This is a genomic window from Erythrobacter sp. JB1-4 (genome assembly GCF_057365025.1).
In genome coordinates, this window is record NZ_CP200292.1 from 2,914,782 (window position 1) to 2,932,397 (window position 17,616).

12 protein-coding genes and 2 pseudogenes are annotated in these 17,616 nt (G+C 56.6%); 10 read left to right on the plus strand and 4 right to left on the minus strand.

Going from position 1 to position 17,616, the window contains the following annotated elements:
• Position 1 precedes the first annotated feature (1 nt).
• Positions 2-1,666 carry a putative bifunctional diguanylate cyclase/phosphodiesterase gene (locus tag AC0V61_RS13660; RefSeq protein ID WP_486158413.1) on the minus strand — a complete coding sequence of 555 codons (1,665 nt, stop codon included), beginning with the start codon at positions 1,664-1,666 and terminating at the stop codon, positions 2-4.
• Positions 1,667-1,856: 190 nt separating this feature from the next.
• Between AC0V61_RS13660 and AC0V61_RS13665 the strand changes: the two genes are divergently transcribed.
• Entirely contained in the window at positions 1,857-2,267 is a 411-nt protein-coding gene (locus AC0V61_RS13665) for an EVE domain-containing protein (protein WP_486158415.1), read from the plus strand.
• 7 nt (positions 2,268-2,274) lie between these two features.
• On the opposite strand, the pseudogene AC0V61_RS13670 reads toward AC0V61_RS13665, so the two are convergent.
• Positions 2,275-3,974 (minus strand): annotated as a pseudogene (locus AC0V61_RS13670) (thiamine pyrophosphate-binding protein).
• A 215-nt stretch (positions 3,975-4,189) separates the two neighbouring features.
• On the opposite strand from AC0V61_RS13670, the gene AC0V61_RS13675 reads away from it, so the two are divergent.
• A complete protein-coding gene (locus AC0V61_RS13675; RefSeq protein WP_486158417.1) occupies positions 4,190-4,465 on the plus strand; it encodes a hypothetical protein in 276 nt (91 codons plus the stop codon).
• Between the two features lie 30 nt (positions 4,466-4,495).
• Here the strand turns inward: AC0V61_RS13675 and AC0V61_RS13680 are convergent, their stop codons facing one another.
• Positions 4,496-5,902, minus strand: a complete 1,407-nt coding sequence (locus AC0V61_RS13680) for an MFS transporter (RefSeq protein ID WP_486158419.1) — start codon at positions 5,900-5,902, stop codon at positions 4,496-4,498.
• Between the two features lie 157 nt (positions 5,903-6,059).
• Here AC0V61_RS13680 and pgsA point away from each other — a divergent pair, with 157 nt between their 5' ends.
• On the plus strand, positions 6,060-6,668 hold the full coding sequence (pgsA, locus tag AC0V61_RS13685; RefSeq protein WP_486158421.1) for a CDP-diacylglycerol--glycerol-3-phosphate 3-phosphatidyltransferase: 609 nt from the start codon (positions 6,060-6,062) through the stop codon (positions 6,666-6,668).
• 96 nt (positions 6,669-6,764) lie between these two features.
• On the opposite strand, the gene AC0V61_RS13690 is transcribed toward pgsA, so the two are convergent.
• A complete protein-coding gene (locus tag AC0V61_RS13690; RefSeq protein WP_486158422.1) occupies positions 6,765-8,258 on the minus strand; it encodes a hypothetical protein in 1,494 nt (497 codons plus the stop codon).
• A gap of 291 nt (positions 8,259-8,549) precedes the next feature.
• On the opposite strand from AC0V61_RS13690, the pseudogene AC0V61_RS13695 reads away from it, so the two are divergent.
• From AC0V61_RS13695 to AC0V61_RS13725, 7 genes and pseudogenes are all read left to right on the plus strand, one after another.
• Positions 8,550-12,086 (plus strand): annotated as a pseudogene (locus tag AC0V61_RS13695) (hydantoinase B/oxoprolinase family protein); the annotation flags it as partial.
• Positions 12,087-12,095: 9 nt separating this feature from the next.
• Positions 12,096-12,773 carry a DUF969 domain-containing protein gene (locus AC0V61_RS13700; RefSeq protein ID WP_486159559.1) on the plus strand — a complete coding sequence of 226 codons (678 nt, stop codon included), beginning with the start codon at positions 12,096-12,098 and terminating at the stop codon, positions 12,771-12,773.
• A complete protein-coding gene (locus AC0V61_RS13705; protein WP_486158424.1) occupies positions 12,770-13,720 on the plus strand; it encodes a DUF979 domain-containing protein in 951 nt (316 codons plus the stop codon). The genes AC0V61_RS13700 and AC0V61_RS13705 overlap by 4 nt, the downstream gene beginning before the upstream one ends.
• Positions 13,717-14,703 carry a DUF2891 domain-containing protein gene (locus AC0V61_RS13710; RefSeq protein WP_486159561.1) on the plus strand — a complete coding sequence of 329 codons (987 nt, stop codon included), beginning with the start codon at positions 13,717-13,719 and terminating at the stop codon, positions 14,701-14,703. Before AC0V61_RS13705 ends, AC0V61_RS13710 begins: the two co-directional genes overlap by 4 nt.
• Positions 14,704-14,858: 155 nt before the next feature.
• Positions 14,859-15,839, plus strand: a complete 981-nt coding sequence (locus AC0V61_RS13715) for a hypothetical protein (protein WP_486158425.1) — start codon at positions 14,859-14,861, stop codon at positions 15,837-15,839.
• Positions 15,840-15,871: 32 nt separating this feature from the next.
• Positions 15,872-16,357, plus strand: coding sequence for a hypothetical protein (locus tag AC0V61_RS13720; protein WP_486158427.1), 486 nt, complete (start codon positions 15,872-15,874; stop codon positions 16,355-16,357).
• Between the two features lie 121 nt (positions 16,358-16,478).
• Positions 16,479-17,591 carry a hypothetical protein gene (locus AC0V61_RS13725; protein WP_486158429.1) on the plus strand — a complete coding sequence of 371 codons (1,113 nt, stop codon included), beginning with the start codon at positions 16,479-16,481 and terminating at the stop codon, positions 17,589-17,591.
• Positions 17,592-17,616: the final 25 nt, after the last annotated feature.

Consider the following 17,616-nt stretch of genomic DNA (forward strand, 5'->3'; position numbering starts at 1 on the left):
ATCATGCGCTCTTCGAAAGAGCCTTTGCAATATCGCCCTCGCTCCTCGCTTCACGCGGCCGATTGCCTGCTTCTTTGCGCTTCGACAATTTGCCCGTGCGTGCCAAACGCTTGCGAACTTCCTCGCTGCTTTCTGGGCGGCCATAGAGATAGCCTTGGCCTTTGAGCTTGCCCATTTGCTTAAGCGATTGAAGGATGGCCTCATCCTCAATCCCCTCAACCGTCATCGGCAAATCGAGGCCGCGGCCAAGCGAAACGATCGCATCAACAATCGGGGAGTTGGCCTTTGGTGAAGAAAGCTCGCCAACAAACGAACGGTCAATCTTAAGCCTGTCAAATGGCAAAGTGCGCAATTGTTCGAGCGAGGAATATCCGGTTCCAAAATCGTCAAGGCTCACCTGGACGCCTTGGTTGCGCAAAGACATGATCATGCCGCGAACCATATCGACATTGTCGTGAAGACAGCTTTCGGTAATCTCAACTTCAAGACGTTGTGCCGGGAAATTGTGTTTGACCAGCATTTTCAGCAGCTTTTGCGCAAACCATGGATCGCGCAGCTGCACCGGCGAAATGTTGATCGATAAAGTGATGCTCTCGTCCCATTCCTTGGCATCTGTCAAAGCGCGCTCAATCAATTGTTCGGATAGGTCAGAGATTACGCCGATGTCCTCGGCAACGGGAATGAAAATCTCAGGACTGATCGTGCCAATGGTGGGCGAAATCCAGCGGGCAAGCATTTCAAAGCCCACAAGTTCGCCGCTCTCCACGTCAACTTGCTGCTCGTAAAAGGGCACAAATTCGTGTCTTTGCAATCCAGCGCGAATGCCCAGTTCAAGCTCATTGCGCAGGCGCAGTTCGCTCTCCATGCTTGGCTCAAACCAGAAATAGCGGTTCTTGCCGTCCTTTTTGGCCTGATACATCGCAATGTCTGCGCGCTGCATGAGATCATCGGAGGTGTGGACCAATGGATCAAAGCCAAGACTAGGATGATCAGAGGCAAGGCCCATCGACAAGGTTGCATCAATCGTCACTTTGTCGAGCCTGAAGGGCGTTGCCATTGCCTCAAATATACGGCCAACCAAATCATCGACCCGTTCAGGGGTGGCTGGATCATATGATGTCACAAACGCAAATTCATCTCCGCCAAGGCGCGCCAGGCTTGCCTCTTTTGGCAAAGTCGCCGCAAGCCGCTTTGCCAGTTCGACAAGCGCCGCATCGCCTGCCGAATGTCCATTCATATCGTTGATTTGTTTAAAATTATCGAGATCAAGCAAGCAGTACACCACCGCCATGCCTTTGGTATTGGCATCCTCGCGCAGCTCGCTTGTGGCTGTTGCCATGCTGCGGCGGTTGAGACAGCCGGTTAATGGGTCGATCTCTGCCAGCTCTCGTGCCAGATTTTCGGCATTGCGGCGGTCACTAATCTCGATTTTGAGCTCGCGGTATCGCCGCCAACCAAAGATCACGAGAACCACATTGAGCAGCAGCGCATTAACAAGGAGGGCATCCGGCCCTGCGCCCACGCCTTGGAGGGAATCAATCGCGGCTGGCAGAACAGCGCCGCCGGTGGCAACGAACAAAATGATCGCTGCAAACGCAATTCCAAGCGCGACCAAATCGCGGTCAGCGCTGCCTTTGAGCTTCTCGGATTTCTTGCGTTCCGCCATTATTGATGCGCCGTCGTGGGACCTTTTTGTTAAGTCGCTAAGATGCAAGTATCAGATGCGGCTTAAAGATTGAGTTAATTCGGTTAATTGGCGCGCTTGGTTGTGTGGAAGTGTGCGCCGCAATGGGTTAACTCACAGCGCACTGACCTGACAAAATCCACCCCTGTCCATGCCTAAAGGAGATCCATCGATGCCTGGTTTTTGGCTGATCAAATCAGAGCCTTTCAAATATGGTTGGGATGATCTTGTGGCTGAGGAAGAGGGTGTTTGGGACGGGGTTCGCAACCATTCGGCTAAGCTAAACCTCAAAGCCATGGAGGTGGGCGACCAATGCTTTTTCTATCATTCGCGCGAAGGGCTGGAGATTGTTGGTATTGCCAAGGTGAGCGTTGCGGGCATTTTGGACCCAACAGATGAGACCGGCAAATGGGCCGCGGTCAAGGTCAAGCCGCTGCGCAAGTTTGATAATCCAGTGACGCTTAAGCAGATCAAGGCCGAGCCTAGCCTTGCCAATTGCGAGCTTGTGCGATTGTCCCGGCTATCGGTTGCAAAAATTACGCCTGAGGAATGGGAGACCATCTGCCAAATGGCAGACGCTTAAGCCAAACTCATGCTCTTGATCTGAGCCCGCTTACCGTTGCACCGCTGGCTGCAAGTTGTTCAACGTTGATCTTCATATGAATCAGGCGGAGACCTTTGAGCGTCTTTGCCTCATTCAACGCTTCAATGAACTGCGCGGTGGTAGTTGCAGTCGCGCTCCACCCTCCAAAGCTTTTGCCAAGCATGGCGAAATCAGGATTTGCCAGCTCAGTGCCTGACACCCGTGCAGGATATTCGCGCTCTTGGTGCATGCGAATGGTGCCATAAGCGCCATTGTCGACGACGCACACCAGCAGGTTCAACCCATATTGGGCCGCTGTCGCCAATTCCTGACCGTTCATCAAAAAGTCGCCATCTCCTGCGACCGCCACGACCGTGCGATCAGGGTAACGCAGCGCAGCGGCAACCGAGGCGGGCACGCCGTATCCCATCGCGCCAGCGGTGGGTGCAAGTTGACTTGGATAGCCGGCATAGCGCCAATAGCGGTGCCACCACCCGGCAAAATTGCCCGCGCCATTACAGATGATTGTGTCGTCAGGCAGCGTCTCACGCATCGCGGTCACGCATGCGCCCATGTCGAGGGTGGGGGATGGTTCACTTGGCGTGTGCGTTGCCCAATCGCGCCACTCGCGGTTCGCCTCAGCGCCTGCATCAAACGGAATGATAGAGGCGTCTTCCCAAAGGCTTGCAGCTTCCGCGAACTCGTCGACCGAACATGCAAGGCCAAGGTCTGCGCGATATACTCGGCCAAGTTCATCGGGGTCGGGGTGGATGTGCACCAGGGTTTGATCGGGGTGGTCAGGGGTGAGGACGCTGTATCCATCTGTCGTCGCCTCTCCCAAACGCGCTCCCACTGCGATCACAAGATCGGCGTTTTTCACCCGCTCGATCAGTTTGGGGTTTGGGCCATACCCAAGGTTGCCTGCGTAAACGGGAGAGGAGGGATCAATCGCATCTTGCCGCCTGAAAGCTGTTGCCACCGGTAGGCCGACGCGTTCCGCAAACTGCTGGAAACCAAGGCGCGCTTTGGTATTCCATCCAGCGCCGCCGATAATCGCAATCGGGCTGGCTGCATCGCCAAGCATTCCAAACAGCGCCTGCATGGCATCGGGGCAGACCGCTTGGGGAGGGCGCATGACCGCAGGCCGGGGGTAATGTCTGTCGCAACGGCATCGCACAGCATATCTTCGGGCAAGGCCAGCACCACCGGTCCGGGTCTGCCGCTGACGGCCACCGAATAGGCGCGCGCGACGTATTCTGGAACGCGCGCGGGGTCATCAATGCGTGCAGCCCATTTGGCGATGGGGCCAAAGAACGCCTCGAAATTGACTTCCTGAAAGCCTTCGCGGTCTCTCATCGGGCGGGCGACATCGCCGACGAACAAGATCATCGGCTGCGAATCCTGCATCGCCACATGAACACCGATGGTCGCATTGGTCGCGCCCGGTCCCCGCGTCACAAATGCAACGCCAGGTCGCAGCGCGTCGCCAGCAGCGCTCATCGCACCATCGGCACAGGCCATAAAGCTTGCACCGCCCTCCTGACGGCAAATCACCGTTTCAATCGCGCTTTGCCCATGGAGCGCATCAAGCACCGCCAGAAAGCTTTCACCAGGGACAGTGAAAATCCTGTCTGTGCCTTGTTCCTCCAGGCATTTTACCAAAAGCTCGGCTGCTGATTGTGCCGCTGATTGTGTGTTTGTCGCCACGTAAAGGCCCTTTTCCCATCCGCGCTTCGGTTAGCCGGGGAAGGGACAAATCGCAAACGCTGTGTTTGGCCCTTGGGATTGGCCCTGGGACTGGTTCTGGCGCGGATGCGCAAGACTTGTGGAGATTAACCACTCACCCGGCCAACTGTCCCGCAACAGGGCAAAGGAGATTCCGGGCTCGCTCAATTCTTAAGAAAGTCTTAATGCTCTGCCTCATGACAGTCGCAAGCCTTACCGCCGATGGTTTTCTAAACGCCCAGCCCGCTCCAGAGATTGAGGAGAGGCGCCTTGCCGGCCGCAAACGCCGTTCATTGGTTTTGACCGATGAAAGCGCGCGCCATCCCTTCAGGGCGCGCCTCCCGGTGCATGTTACCGCTGTCGATCAACCCGATATAGCGCAAACTTTCTGGCAATTGACCCGTGACGATGTGCGCGGTTTTGCCACCACCTATTTTGCGGTCTTTGCAGCGGTGTTGGTCTTTATCCTTTAGAACGCGCTCGCGCTCTTATCCCGCGTTTATTCACCCCGCGTCGATCTTAGCACGCGCCGCGCTTGCCTCTTTTTCCGCAGTGTGAAGAACCCAGCCAAGCCAGGCTGACACCACCGTCATGGCTGCTGCAAAGAGCAGTTGGTCAACGGTTGGAATGCTGAAAAACGTAAGGCTCATCGCGATCAGCGAGCCGATCACCATCGCAAGCGAGTTCACAATATTGTTTGCCGCAATAGTGCGCGATGCAGCGTCATGTTCGCAGCGCGTCGTGAGAAATGCATAGAGCGGCACAACAAACATGCCCCCCATCGTTGCAATCCCTAAAAGCATGAAAGAAAGTGGCACTGCGAGCGGTTCGAAAATCCACTGCTCGATGGGCAGGATCTGTGCGTTCGGATCAACCGGCCAGGCTTTGCACACAAGGTAAAAGCCGATCACAAAGCCGCCCATGATGACCACGCTGATGGGTGAATAGCGGGCCGACACCTCGCCTTTTAATAGTGTGTTGATCCCAACAGAACCAATCGCAATCCCGACCGAAAAGATCACAAGAAACAGGCTTGAGACTTCTTTGCTCGCCATCAATTGGTTCTTGGCAAGAGGAGGGAATTGGATGAAAAGCACAGCGCCAATTGTCCAGAAAAAGCTGATTGCGAAAATAGAGAACCAAATCTCGCGGTTGGCGCGCGTATCTGCGACCAGCTTCCAGCTCATCACCGCCTGATCCGCTATTGCGACGGGCACATAGCCCAACCAGCGAAGCAATTTGCTTGGCGTCTTTTGCGCAAAAGGTTCAAGCAGCGGATAATGCATCTCGTGGGTCCCTTGCGGCGGGGCCTCAGGGACATAGCGGCTTGAGAAATAGCCGACGAAAGCAGTCAACACGATACCGATCATCGCAAGCTCAATCGCGATGAAGCCTGCGATGATAGTGCCTGTGAGAATGGCGATATATGTGCTTGCCTCGATCAGCCCTGTACCGGGCAGAACCTCATCCTTTTCAAGATGTTGTGGTAGGATCGAATATTTGATGGGGGCAAGGAATGTCGATTGTACAGCGGCCAAAAACACCACCACCAGCAGCAAGGGTATGGCGATGGAGTGCACCGCGATCCCCTGCCATGCCATAAACAGGCCAACCGCTCCAAGCGAAGCCCAGACGATTTCAAACAGCTTCACCCGCCTGATGATCATCGCTTTATCATTGGTGTCTGCCAATTGTCCGGCAAGCGCAGAGAAGACCACAAAAGGCAGGATAAAAATGCCGGTCGCAAGCGCGCTGAAGAAGCTTTCTTGCTTCTCATCGCTATAGACCGAATAGACCACAAATAGCACCAGAGCGGTCTTGTAGAGATTGTCGTTGAACGCATTGAAAAACTGCGTGATCATCAACGGCAAGAAACGCTTCTTGCGCAAAAGGTTCGTCGAAGTCGTCATGCGTTGTTTAGCGTCCCGGCGTGCTTCTCAGCGCACTCATGTAATGCAATCGGCGTATCGCACAAGTGTGACCTCCTGCAATTTGTCCACTCGGCCTAACATGAAGCACCAAGGTGTTTTGCTTAAGAGAAATCCTCGCTAAAGGGCACAAGGTGCTATGCTGACTTTGCCAAACATCCTTACGCTATCGCGAATTTTCGCCGTGCCATTGCTTGGCTTTTTTCTGTGGTGGCCGGATTGGACAATCGGCTATCTCATTGGTTTTGCACTGTATTGTGTGATTGCGATCACCGATTTCTTCGATGGATACCTTGCCCGCGCGCAAGGGACTGTTTCGAAACTTGGCATTTTTCTTGATCCGATTGCCGATAAAATCATGGTGGCTGCCGTCATCCTGATTCTCACAGCGCAAGGGTATCTGCGTGGGCCATATGTGGGCGATCTGCATGTCATTGCAGGTGGCATCATTTTGGTGCGCGAGATTACTGTGTCGGGCCTTCGCGAGTTTTTGGGCGGCATTCAGGTGTCAGTGCCGGTCACCAAGCTTGCAAAATGGAAGACCACTTTTCAGCTTATCGCACTGGGCGCGCTGATTTTGGGCGGGGCGGTGCACGGCCAACCGTGTCAGTCTCCAGGTCCCGATTGCCAAACTCTGGCGGAAAGCTGGGTGCATGTTGTAGGCCTTGGCAGCTTGTGGCTGGCGGCCGCGCTCACATGTATCACGGGCTGGGATTACTTGCGGGTCGGCCTTAAGCACATGGATTGAAAATGCGCGAACCATACGAGGCTTTCTAAGGCCTCGCATGGGAACGCAGCGTTTTGGGGCCACCCCAGGAAAGTTCAGCAATAGTCGCAGGCGCGTTTAGCGCCGCCTGATGCGCGCTACGTTCTGACCAGAGGCTGCGCTTGGTCCCGCGCCCAGTCCCGCGCCCAGTCCCGCGCCCGATCCCGCGCCCGATCCCGCGCCCGATCCCGCGCCCGATCTCGCGCCAGCGCTAACTTTGGTCTTTTTCACTGCGACCGAAGCGGCGGCTGATGAGACGGTGTTTGCAGGTGACTTGCGTTTCGATTGCGAGAGAATGATCGGCATATCTTCAATCGCCTCGCTTGTCTTTGATCGGTCGAGACTGCGTTGCAAACGGGCAAGTTTATCATGCAGCTCGCTATTTTCGCGAAGCAGCTCGTCCGATTTGTTCGCCTGACGCTGCAAGCTGATCGCGTTTTTCCTCGCGTCTTGAAGCTGGTCCTCAAGCCGCTCGATATCGCCGTGCGCGGCATCGATCCGCAAATGTGCATCTTGCAGCTTGTCTCCATATTCATGGACCTTTGCGCGGGTCGAGCTCAATTCCCGCTTCAACTTCTGGACCTCATTGGTCGCAATGATGCCTTGCTCTTTGATCAAAGCATTTTCATCGCCCAATCCGTCATTGCGCGCCCGCGTTTCTTCAAGGAGCTTTTGGGTCATCCGATGGCTTTCGCGCTCTTGGGTGAGGCCATCGTTCAGGGCAAAGATGCGCGTTTCCTGAGACACTTTAAGGTCGGAGTTTTTGTTGTTGATGATGCGCATCTCATCGCGCGATGCGTCAAGATCCGCTTCAAGGTCGGCAATCCGCGTTCGGGCTGCATCAAGCTCGGCAGACCTTTCAAGGACTACCCGTTCTTTGCGGGCAAGGGCATCAGACACCTTGCTACGGTCACCTTCAAGCGTTGCGACTTGCATGCGCAGCTCAGTTTCTGTCTGCAACATGGCATTTTGCGCCCGGTCGCGTTCTGCCACATTGGCGCGAAGGCAGGCGGCATCTACCTCAGCCTTTTCCTTGGCCTCGCGCTGCACCTCAAGGTCAAACCTTGTTTCATCAAGTAATGCATTGGCAGCTTTGAGCCGATCCTCAACCCGTTCAACATCGAGCGCCGTGGCATTGGCATCGCGAAGGCTTTGCTCATAATCCTCGCGCAAATGTGCAAGCTCACTTTTAAGCCGGGCGATTTCGCGGCTTGCCTCCTCCGATTTAGACGCCTCGGCCATCACCTGCTGTGAGGTTTCTTCCAAGCGTTGACGCAAGTTGTCATTGTCGCGTTGAAGCGAACGTGCTTGCCCTGCGTCCACTTCGAGAGCGGACATCTCCTCCATCATCTGATCGGCATCGCGGCGCGCATGCTCCACTTGGCGCATCAATACCTCAAGGTTTTCGCGAGCCTGCATGGTGCGATTGGCGCGAGTAGAACCGGATAGTGCGTCACTTCCGGTTAAGTCTGCGGCGTTGCCACTCGAAGAGCTGCTTGCCGATTGGTCCCCTGATTGGCCACTCGTCTGGTCCAAGCCTAGGAGAGATCGGAATTGGAACGCTTTGGCCATAGGGTCCTCGTTGTTTGAGTCTGTATCAAAGCAACGCGCTTGTTCGTCGGGAAGACGATGAACGCTTTGCTTACAAACAGGGTTACTCGAAAACTAACAAACCAAACTGTACTTGAGACCTGAGGGGCAGCCCTCAGGAACTCTGCTGAGGAAAGGGCCTTAGGCAGGGTCCGGCATGCGTTTGATCTGAGGACAGATTGGCGGCGAGGTTTGACGCGCGCGGCAGTGCTTGCGAAAGATGAAGCCCGGCGCAAAATCAAAGGGGTACAAAGCCCCGCGAAAGGCTCTTTGATGACAGCATGGCGCTTTGCGATCGATCGCGGAGGGACCTTTACTGATGTGGTTGCGCTAACGCCTGAAGGGGTGCTGGTCACTGATAAGCTCCTATCGGAGAGCCCCGGCCATTATGCCGACGCGGCGAGCGAGGCTGTTCGGCGGTTGATGCACGGTTATGGGCACGCCCCTATTGCAGAGCTTAGGATCGGGACAACGGTTGCAACCAACGCTTTGCTGGAGCGCAAAGGAGAGCGGCTGGCCCTGGCGATAACGCGTGGCTTTGGCGATGCTCTTAGGATTGGTACGCAGGCGCGGCCCCACATCTTTGCGCGGCATATCGTGCTGCCAGAGCAATTGCCCGAGTGCGTCGTGGAAGTGGCCGAGCGGGTGGGGGTTGATGGAACGGTTTTAACCCCGCTTGATGAAGACGTAGCGCGCGCGGACTTTGTGAAGCTGCGCGAAGATGGCTTTGATGCAATCGCCATCGCCCTGATGCACGGGTGGAATTATCGTCAGCACGAGGCGCGGCTTGCCGAGATAGCGAGCGAGGTGGGCTTTGCGCAAGTTAGCACGAGCCACGAGGTGGCCCCACTCATCAAGCTTATCCCGAGAGGCGATACCACGGTCGTCGACGCGTACCTTTCGCCTGTGTTGCGGCAATACACTGATACTTTGCAGGCCGAACTGCCCGGCGCTGAGGCACTTCGCTTTATGCAATCCAATGGCGGGCTTGCCGAGGTCGGCGCGTTCCGGGGCAAGGACGCGATCCTTTCTGGACCTGCAGGCGGCGTTGTCGGCATGGTCGCGGCGTGCGAACCTTTGGGGCACACAAAGCTCATCGGCTTTGATATGGGTGGGACCAGCACAGATGTGGCGCATTACGCGGGCGAATATGAGCTGACCGGGGACAGCGTTGTTGCTGGCGTCCGGGTCGCAGCCCCCATGATGCAAATCCACACGGTAGCAGCAGGCGGCGGCTCGATCTGTGAATTCGACGGCGCGCGTTTCCGGGTGGGGCCGCATAGCGCTGGCGCTGATCCGGGCCCTGCGTGTTATCGCAAGGGCGGGCCGCTCACCGTTACCGATTGCAATCTGTTCCTTGGCCGTATTGATCCCGCCTTCTTCCCCAGCGTCTTTGGTCCCGGCGGCGATGCGCCTCTCGACCCGGTCGCAGCCCGCACAGCGCTTGAGGCGGTTGCCGCATCGCTGCCTGAGCCAAAGCCACTAGAGGAAATTGCCGAAGGGTTCCTTGCCATTGCGGTCGACAATATGGCCAATGCCATTCGTAAGATTTCGGTCGCGCGGGGCCATGACGTTACCGACTATGCGCTGGCCTGTTTTGGCGGTGCAGGGGGGCAGCACGCCTGCAAGGTCGCCGATGAGCTGGGTATGGAGACTGTCCTGGTCCATCCGCTTGCAGGGATACTCTCCGCATTCGGCATAGGTCTTGCCCCCGTGAAGGCGATCCGCGAGGTCAGTCTGGTTCGCGCTTTGGCAGAACCGTTTGCAGATGATCTCGCTTTGCTTGAGGCAGAGGCACGTGAGACTTTGGCCCAGCAGGGCATCGCAGAAGGCGCTATCCATATCGCGGCGCGCGCGAGGCTGCGGTTTGAGGGCAGCGATTCCATGCTGACGGTCGATTGCGGTGATATAGCCGTGATGGACGCATCCTTCCGCAAGGCGCACTTGGCGCAGTTCGGCTATTCTGACGAAGGCGCGGCCATCATCCTTGAGGCGCTGAGCGTTGAGGCAAGCGGCAATTCCGGCGGACTTGGCAGCGCGCAGGCGGCTCCTGTTGCTGTGGGCGGCAAGGCATCGGGCAGCTGGCGCACTATCGAGCGCGCAAATATGGATGAGGGGACAAGCGTCGATGGCCCTGCGCTTATCATTGATCCTGGCTCCACCACAGTGGTGGAAGAGGGCTGGCAAGCAGTCTTAGCAGCTGATGCAAGCCTAGTGCTGTCTCGCACAGTGCCGCTGACCCGCGAACGCGCGGTCGGCACCAAAGTTGATCCTGTACGGCTCGAGATATTCAACAACCTCTTCATGGCCATTGCAGAGGAGATGGGGGTTGTTCTCCAATCCACAGCAACCTCCGTAAACATCAAAGAGCGCCTCGATTTCTCCTGCGCGCTGTTTGACGAGAGGGGAGCGCTTATCGCCAATGCGCCGCATATCCCGGTGCATTTGGGCAGCATGGGGGACTCTATTGCGCGGGTGATCGAGGCGCGCGGTGATGCCCGCGACGGTCGCGGTTTCCTTCGCGGCGATGCTTATGTGCTGAACGATCCCTATCGCGGGGGCACACACCTGCCCGACATCACAGTAATTGTGCCAGTATTCTACAATGAGGCGAGCACTACCCCTGACGCATTCGTGGCGGCGCGCGGTCACCATGCCGATGTAGGCGGGATCGCTCCGGGCTCTATGCCGCCTGAAAGCCGCACTATCGAAGAGGAGGGTGTCTTGATCGACAACCTTCTGATGGTGGATCAAGGCGTTTTCCGCGAGGAGGCTGTGCGCGAAGTGCTCGCGTCTGCCAAATATCCGGCGCGCAGTCCTGACCGAAACATATCGGACCTGCGCGCAAAACTGGCGGCGTGTACACGCGGGGCGGACTTGCTTCGCGGTTCCGCGCGTGACCAGGGGGCGCAAGTTGTTGCAGCCTATATGAGCCATGTCATCGCCAATGCAGAGGAAAGCGTGCGGCGTCTCTTGGACAGATTAGAGGACGGCGAATTTACCACTCACCTCGACAATGGCGCTCAGGTCAAAGTTGCGATCCGCATCGACCGGACCGCGCGTTCTGCGGTGTTTGATTTTAACGGCACCTCCGCGCAACTCCCGGACAATTTCAACGCGCCGCGCTCAATCACCCGGGCCGCTGCGCTCTATGTTCTGCGCACGCTTATCGACGATACCATCCCGATGAATGATGGGTGCTTGAAGCCGGTTGAGCTGATCGTGCCGGAAGGCTCCATGCTCAATCCGCGTCCCGGAGCGGCCGTTGTCGCTGGCAATGTGGAGACCAGTCAAGCTGTCACAGACACCCTGTTTGCCGCCACGGGAAAGCTCGCGCCTTCGCAAGGGACGATGAACAACTTCACTTTCGGCAATGAACGGCATCAATATTACGAGACCATCTGCGGCGGGTCCGGGGCAGGGCCGGACCATGATGGGACGTCAGCTGTGCAAACGCACATGACCAATTCGCGGCTCACCGATCCTGAGATATTAGAAACGCGCCTTCCTGTGCGGCTGGAGGAGTTTTCGATCCGGCGAGGTTCTGGTGGGAAGGGTGCTCACATCGGCGGCGACGGGACCGTGCGGCGTGTGACCTTCCTTGAAGACATGCGCGCGAACATGCTCGCCAATCGCAGAGCCGTGCCGCCGAGCGGCCTTGGCGGGGGAAGCGATGCGCAAGCAGGCCGCAATTGGGTGGAGCGCGTCGATGGTTCGCGCGAAGGATTGACCGCCACTGACAGCGCCCAGATGGGCGTGGGCGATACATTCGTTATTCTGACACCGGGAGGAGGGGATACGGCCATGAATGAGGCTGAGATGGCAACCAATTACTGGCCGCTGCTAGGGATTGCCTTGGTGGTGGTCGGCTTTGCGTTGCGGTTTAATCCGCTCATGGTGGTCGTTGGCGCAGCGGTTGCGACAGGTCTTCTGGCGGGTATTGATTTCATCGGTGTTGTCGAGGCCTTGGGAAAAGCGTTTAATGACAACCGCTATATATCTGTAACTTGGATCATTTTGCCCGTCATCGGTCTGCTTGAACGCCATGGTCTGCAACAGCGCGCGCGCTCGGTGATTGAAAGCGTGCGCGGGGCGACAATGGGCAAGCTTCTTGTCATCTATCTCGGCTTTCGCCAGATCACCGCGGCATTAGGGATGAAGGACATTGGTGGTCATCCTCAAGCCGTGCGTCCACTGGTCGCCCCTATGGCAGAGGCTGCAGCGGAAAAATCGCATGGACAATTGCAGCCCGAAGATCGCGAGAAGGTCCTCGCCATGTCGGCAGCAACCGACAATGTTGGCCTTTTCTTTGGTGAAGACATCTTCTTCGCAATCGCATCCATCCTATTGATTCAAGGTGTTTTTGAGAGTTCTGGATACCCTCTTACGCCGCTTGAGCTTTCGGTCTGGGCAATTCCGACTGCCATCTGCGCATTCTTTATTCATTCGTGGCGCATCAACGCCCTTGATCGCTCATTGGGGAGGCGCGCGCCATGATTACCTATGAATGGCTATATTGGCTCGCGGGCGCGTTCTTTGCCTTCTGGTCAATTCTCAGCATTGGCGACAAACGCATTGGAAACGCTGCATTTTGGGGTCTTTTGGCTCTCAGCTTTTTTGCAGGAACACACCTTGGTGATTTCGCCAATGGTGTGCTGGTATTGGCGTTGGTGGCGATTGCGGGATTGGGCGGATTGAAACGCTCCGACCCTGAAACCACAACGCAGGAAGAGCGCTCGGCCTATTCCCAAGCGCTCGGCAATAGGTTGTTCATTCCGGCTCTGATTGTGCCGATCACCGCGGTCGCAGGGACGCTGCTCTACAACTACACTGCGCTCAATGGGACGGGCCTGTTTGAAGAACGGCGTGAGACGCTCATCCTGTTTGGGATAGGTGTTGTGATGGCGCTTGTTGTTGCGATGGTGTGGCTACGTCCACCCTTGCTAGCACCCGCTCAAGAAGGGCGTCGTTTGCTCGATTCTATTGGGTGGGCAGCGATCCTACCGCAGATGCTCGCAGCGCTCGGCGCGGTGTTTGCGTTGGCAGGTGTGGGTGAGATCATCGGCGGGTTTGCAGGCGACATGATACCGGAGGGGAGCATTTTTCTCACGGTGGTAGTCTTTGCCCTTGGTATGGCGCTCTTCACGATGATTATGGGCAACGCCTTTGCGGCCTTCCCGGTGATGGCGGCCGCGATCGGTATTCCTCTGCTGGTCGAAGGGTATGGCGGAAACCCAGCGGTAATTGGCGCAGTCGGAATGCTTGCAGGGTTCTGCGGCACGTTGCTCACGCCCATGGCGGCCAACTTCAATATCGTGCCCGCTGCCTTGCTGGAGCTCAAAGATCAGAACGCCGTGATCCGTCAGCAGATTGGCACCGCTGTGCCGCTGTGGGTGTGCAATGTTTTGATCATTTATGTGGGAGCGTTTCTTCTGTGGAACTGAAGCTCACGCCGGATATCGCAAGCAAGTTTGCAAAGATCGCTCTTGGTCATGTGGGGCAGGAATACCCCAATTTCACCGGCCATGTGATGGCCGATGACAGCGATGCTAAGACCCCGCGCGAACTGCACCCCGCCTTTTTTGGCAGTTACGATTGGCATTCTTGCGTCCATTCTTGGTGGCTTTTGTTATCGTTAAGGCGGATTAACTATAATCCATCTGAAGTATCTCAGATAACCCATTTAGCACAAACAACTCTTAGCGAGGAAAAGCTCGCCGCTGAGCTAGCGTACCTCCAGCGGCCAACGACACGAGGATGGGAGCGGCCATATGGGTGGGGATGGTTGCTCTATCTCCACCATGAGGCCATGCGGCATGAGGATCAGCAATGGGGCAAGCGTTTGGAACCGCTGGCCCGTGCGTTTGCACAGCGGTTCAAAGAGTTTCTGCCGCTTCTCACCTATCCCATCACAGTGGGCACGCATTTCAACACCGCCTTTGCGCTGACACTTGCACGCGAGTGGGCGCAAGGGCGTGACGCTGAGCTCCTCGCTCTTATCGACGACTGGGCTATGCGAAACTTTGCAGATAGAACCGACTATGCGGGGTGGGAGCCGGGGGGCGATGAGTTCCTATCACCTGTCCTGACCGCCGCGTGCCTTATGAGCGATGCAATGAAGCCAGAGGCATTCGCTGCGTGGTTTGACGGGCTGGTTCTTTCCAATGGCTGGATCGAGCGTGAGTGCCATCCCGTCACCGTCTCTGACCGCAGCGATGGCAAAATTGCGCATCTCGACGGGCTGAACCTCAGCCGTGCCTGGTGCCTGCTTCGAATTGAGCGCGCATTGGGTTCGGCCGCGCCCCCGCTCCTCAGAGCCCGCGCTAAGGATCATCTCACCGCGGCAATCCCGCATGTGGCTGGTGACTATATGGGTGAGCATTGGCTCGCGAGCTTTGCTTTGCTCGCTCTACTGGAAACCCCATAGAAACCCATTTTCCATACTTTTCGGACTACTAAGGCCTCAACGCCAGATTAACCCTAACCCCAGATTCGCTAAACCCGCAGAACTGCTTGGGTTTTACCGCGTTTTACAAGTGGAAGTAAGGGGTTGATAACCATTCCCGCGTATTTGCCCTAAGTATGGATACGCAGAAACTCATCAGCTCGCTGTTCGCCACGTCTGTCTTGGCGACGTTTACCCTTTCCGCCCCGGCTATGGCTGCGGGCGTTGATGCAGGGTCACTTATTGAAAACACGGCAACCGCCACCTTTGAGGATGGCGAGGGCACTAAGACAGTGGATTCAAACACTGTTACGGTGCGTGTGGACGAACTGCTTGATGTGACGGTGACGTCGCAAGATGGCGGCCCGATCCCATCTGAGCCAGGTCAAGACGTGCTCACGTTCGAAGTGACCAACCAGGGCAACGGTCCAGAAGAATTCACGCTCACCGCAAACCCAGCAGTGGCTGGCAACGATTTCGACACAAGCGTTACCTCGATTGCAATCGATACCAATGGCAACGGCGTTTATGACGCAGGCGTTGATGAGATCCTGACAGGACCAGAGACAACCCCAGAGCTTGCCCCAGATGAAGCCGTCACCGTTTTCGTGATCGTTGAAGTGCCAGGCGGCGTAAACGATGGCGACACCAGCGATGTTGAGCTTCTCGCCGAAGCCGTAACGGGCACAGGCGCGCCGGGCACAAGCTTTGCCGGTGCAGGTGTTGCAGGCGGTGATGCGATTGTCGGTGCAACGGGCGCTGATGATGCAGCGACCGGCTCTATTGTCGTAGGCCTTACCACGGTTGATCTTACAAAAGCGGTTAGCCTGCTTGATCCGTTCGGCGGCAACAGCTCAGTCCCGGGCACAGTCGCAACCTTTACGCTCACCGCAACAGTGGTTGGCAGTGGCTCACTCGACAGTCTGGTGATCACCGACGGCATTCCAGACGACACCACATATGTTGCTGGCAGCCTCGCCTTGGATGGCGGCGCGCTCACCGATCAAGCGGGTGATGACGCAGGCCAAGGTTCCGACACCGCAGGCATCTCAGTCGACATCGGCACCGTCAATGGCGGCGACACGTTCGAAGTCACCTTCGACGTCACGATCGACTGAACCAAGAAATAGAACACAAAGGGTCAGACACAATGAACATGTTCAAAACAGCTTTCGTAACAGCGGCTCTTACAGCCTCGGCACTGTTCGCAGTTCCAGCGCTTGCGCAAGAGGCTAGCCCTGTATCGCTTTCGGGTGATGTCAAAGCGGTTGTCACCTCGACCGATGACGCGGGCAACAAAACCACTGAGCTGGTTGAGCCGAACACGATTGTACCAGGCGACCGTCTGGTGTTTGGCACTGACTATTCGAACACAGGCGATGAGCCGGTGAAGAACTTTGTTGTGACCAATCCACTGCCAAAGCCTGTTCGTCTGGCGTCGGATGCGGATGCGGATCTCGATGTGTCTGTCGATGGCGGAGAGACCTGGGGGGCGCTCGCCTCGCTTAGTGTCACTCTTGAAGATGGCAGCTCACGCAGCGCTCAGCATGACGATGTGACCCACGTTCGCTGGACGCTTGCAGAGATTGCGCCGGGTGAAACCGGCCGCCTCGAATATCCCGCCATAATTCGCTGAACCTAAAGCGAAAAACCAGTTTCCCTTCTTTGTTCGGCAACGGGCGAGGAGGGGTTAGCCGCCAAGCCTTGTGGGCGGTGATTTCAAGCGCAGGGCACACACTCGCAAAGGACCACTTGCAATGAGACAATCTAAGAGATTGCTGGGTGCAGTAAGCGCGGTCGCGCTTGTTGCAATGACCAGCACTCCGGCTCTCGCAGTCGGAACAACTGCAGGGGACACGATCACGAACTCCGTGTCTGTCTCCTATCAGGTCGGTAACGACCCGAACACTACACAAACTGTCACTGATTCAGACACCTTCACCGTTGACCGCGTGATCGACGTGAACGTGAACCTGACCAGCGCAACCCCTGTTCAGGTTGCACCAGGTCAAGTTCAGGCTGTTCTGGCATTTGACGTAACCAACCTGTCGAACGACACGGTCGATCTTGACCTGTCATCTGTTCTGACTGGCGGGGCCGCTGCCAACATTGAGAACATCACGATCTATGAAGATCTCAATGGTGACGGCGTTCTGGACCAGGCCGAAATCGACGCTGGCCCGATCACCTTCCTTGATGAAGTGGCGGCTGACGATGGTACGGGCACTGAAACCATCAGCGTTCTTGTTGTTGCTGACATCACCACTGATGCGGTGAACGGCGATACCTTCGACATCGTTCTGGTTGCTGATGCACACGAAGCTGGCGCTGCAGGCCTTGGTGTTGAAATCAACGCGAACAATGGCGATGCCAACACTGCTGGTGAAGACACAGTTCTTGCCGACGGTTCAGGCACTTCTGAAGAAGCGGCTGCTGGTGGTGACCACTCTGATGAGGGTTCATTCTCGGTTGCTGGCGCAGTTGTATCTGTCGTGAAATCAAGCCGTATCGTGAGCGATCCGGTTAACGGCACATCCAATCCAAAAGCCATCCCAGGTGCTGTGATCGAATATTGTATCGCAGTTACCAACGCAAACGGTGCAGCTACGGCCACTGATGTTGCTGTGAACGATGACCTTCCAGGCGATGTGACCTTCACACCTGGCTCAGGCATTCTGATCGGTACAGCGACCGTCGACAACTCAGGCGCAACTCCTGTTGCGACTTGTAGCGGCGGCGTGGACAATGAAGGCGGCGATGCCACCTTCACAGCTGGCGGCGCGAACGGTGCTGGTGTCATCAATGGCACACTCTCAGACGTTCCAGCTGCGACCACCAGCTCGGTCTACTTCGAAGTCACGATCAACTAGATCGCTGATTTAGAGAGATAATAGA

Excerpts from the sequence above, each read along its gene's own strand:
- pgsA (WP_486158421.1), top strand. The coding sequence starts at position 6,060 with ATGCTGACTTTGCCAAACATCCTTACGCTATCGCGAATTTTCGCCGTG.
- AC0V61_RS13660 (WP_486158413.1), bottom strand. The coding sequence starts at position 1,666 with ATGGCGGAACGCAAGAAATCCGAGAAGCTCAAAGGCAGCGCTGACCGC.
- AC0V61_RS13715 (WP_486158425.1), top strand. The coding sequence starts at position 14,859 with ATGGATACGCAGAAACTCATCAGCTCGCTGTTCGCCACGTCTGTCTTG.
- AC0V61_RS13720 (WP_486158427.1), top strand. The coding sequence starts at position 15,872 with ATGAACATGTTCAAAACAGCTTTCGTAACAGCGGCTCTTACAGCCTCG.
- AC0V61_RS13700 (WP_486159559.1), top strand. The coding sequence starts at position 12,096 with ATGGCAACCAATTACTGGCCGCTGCTAGGGATTGCCTTGGTGGTGGTC.
- AC0V61_RS13690 (WP_486158422.1), bottom strand. The coding sequence starts at position 8,258 with ATGGCCAAAGCGTTCCAATTCCGATCTCTCCTAGGCTTGGACCAGACG.
- AC0V61_RS13665 (WP_486158415.1), top strand. The coding sequence starts at position 1,857 with ATGCCTGGTTTTTGGCTGATCAAATCAGAGCCTTTCAAATATGGTTGG.
- AC0V61_RS13705 (WP_486158424.1), top strand. The coding sequence starts at position 12,770 with ATGATTACCTATGAATGGCTATATTGGCTCGCGGGCGCGTTCTTTGCC.
- AC0V61_RS13725 (WP_486158429.1), top strand. The coding sequence starts at position 16,479 with ATGAGACAATCTAAGAGATTGCTGGGTGCAGTAAGCGCGGTCGCGCTT.
- AC0V61_RS13680 (WP_486158419.1), bottom strand. The coding sequence starts at position 5,902 with ATGACGACTTCGACGAACCTTTTGCGCAAGAAGCGTTTCTTGCCGTTG.
- AC0V61_RS13675 (WP_486158417.1), top strand. The coding sequence starts at position 4,190 with ATGACAGTCGCAAGCCTTACCGCCGATGGTTTTCTAAACGCCCAGCCC.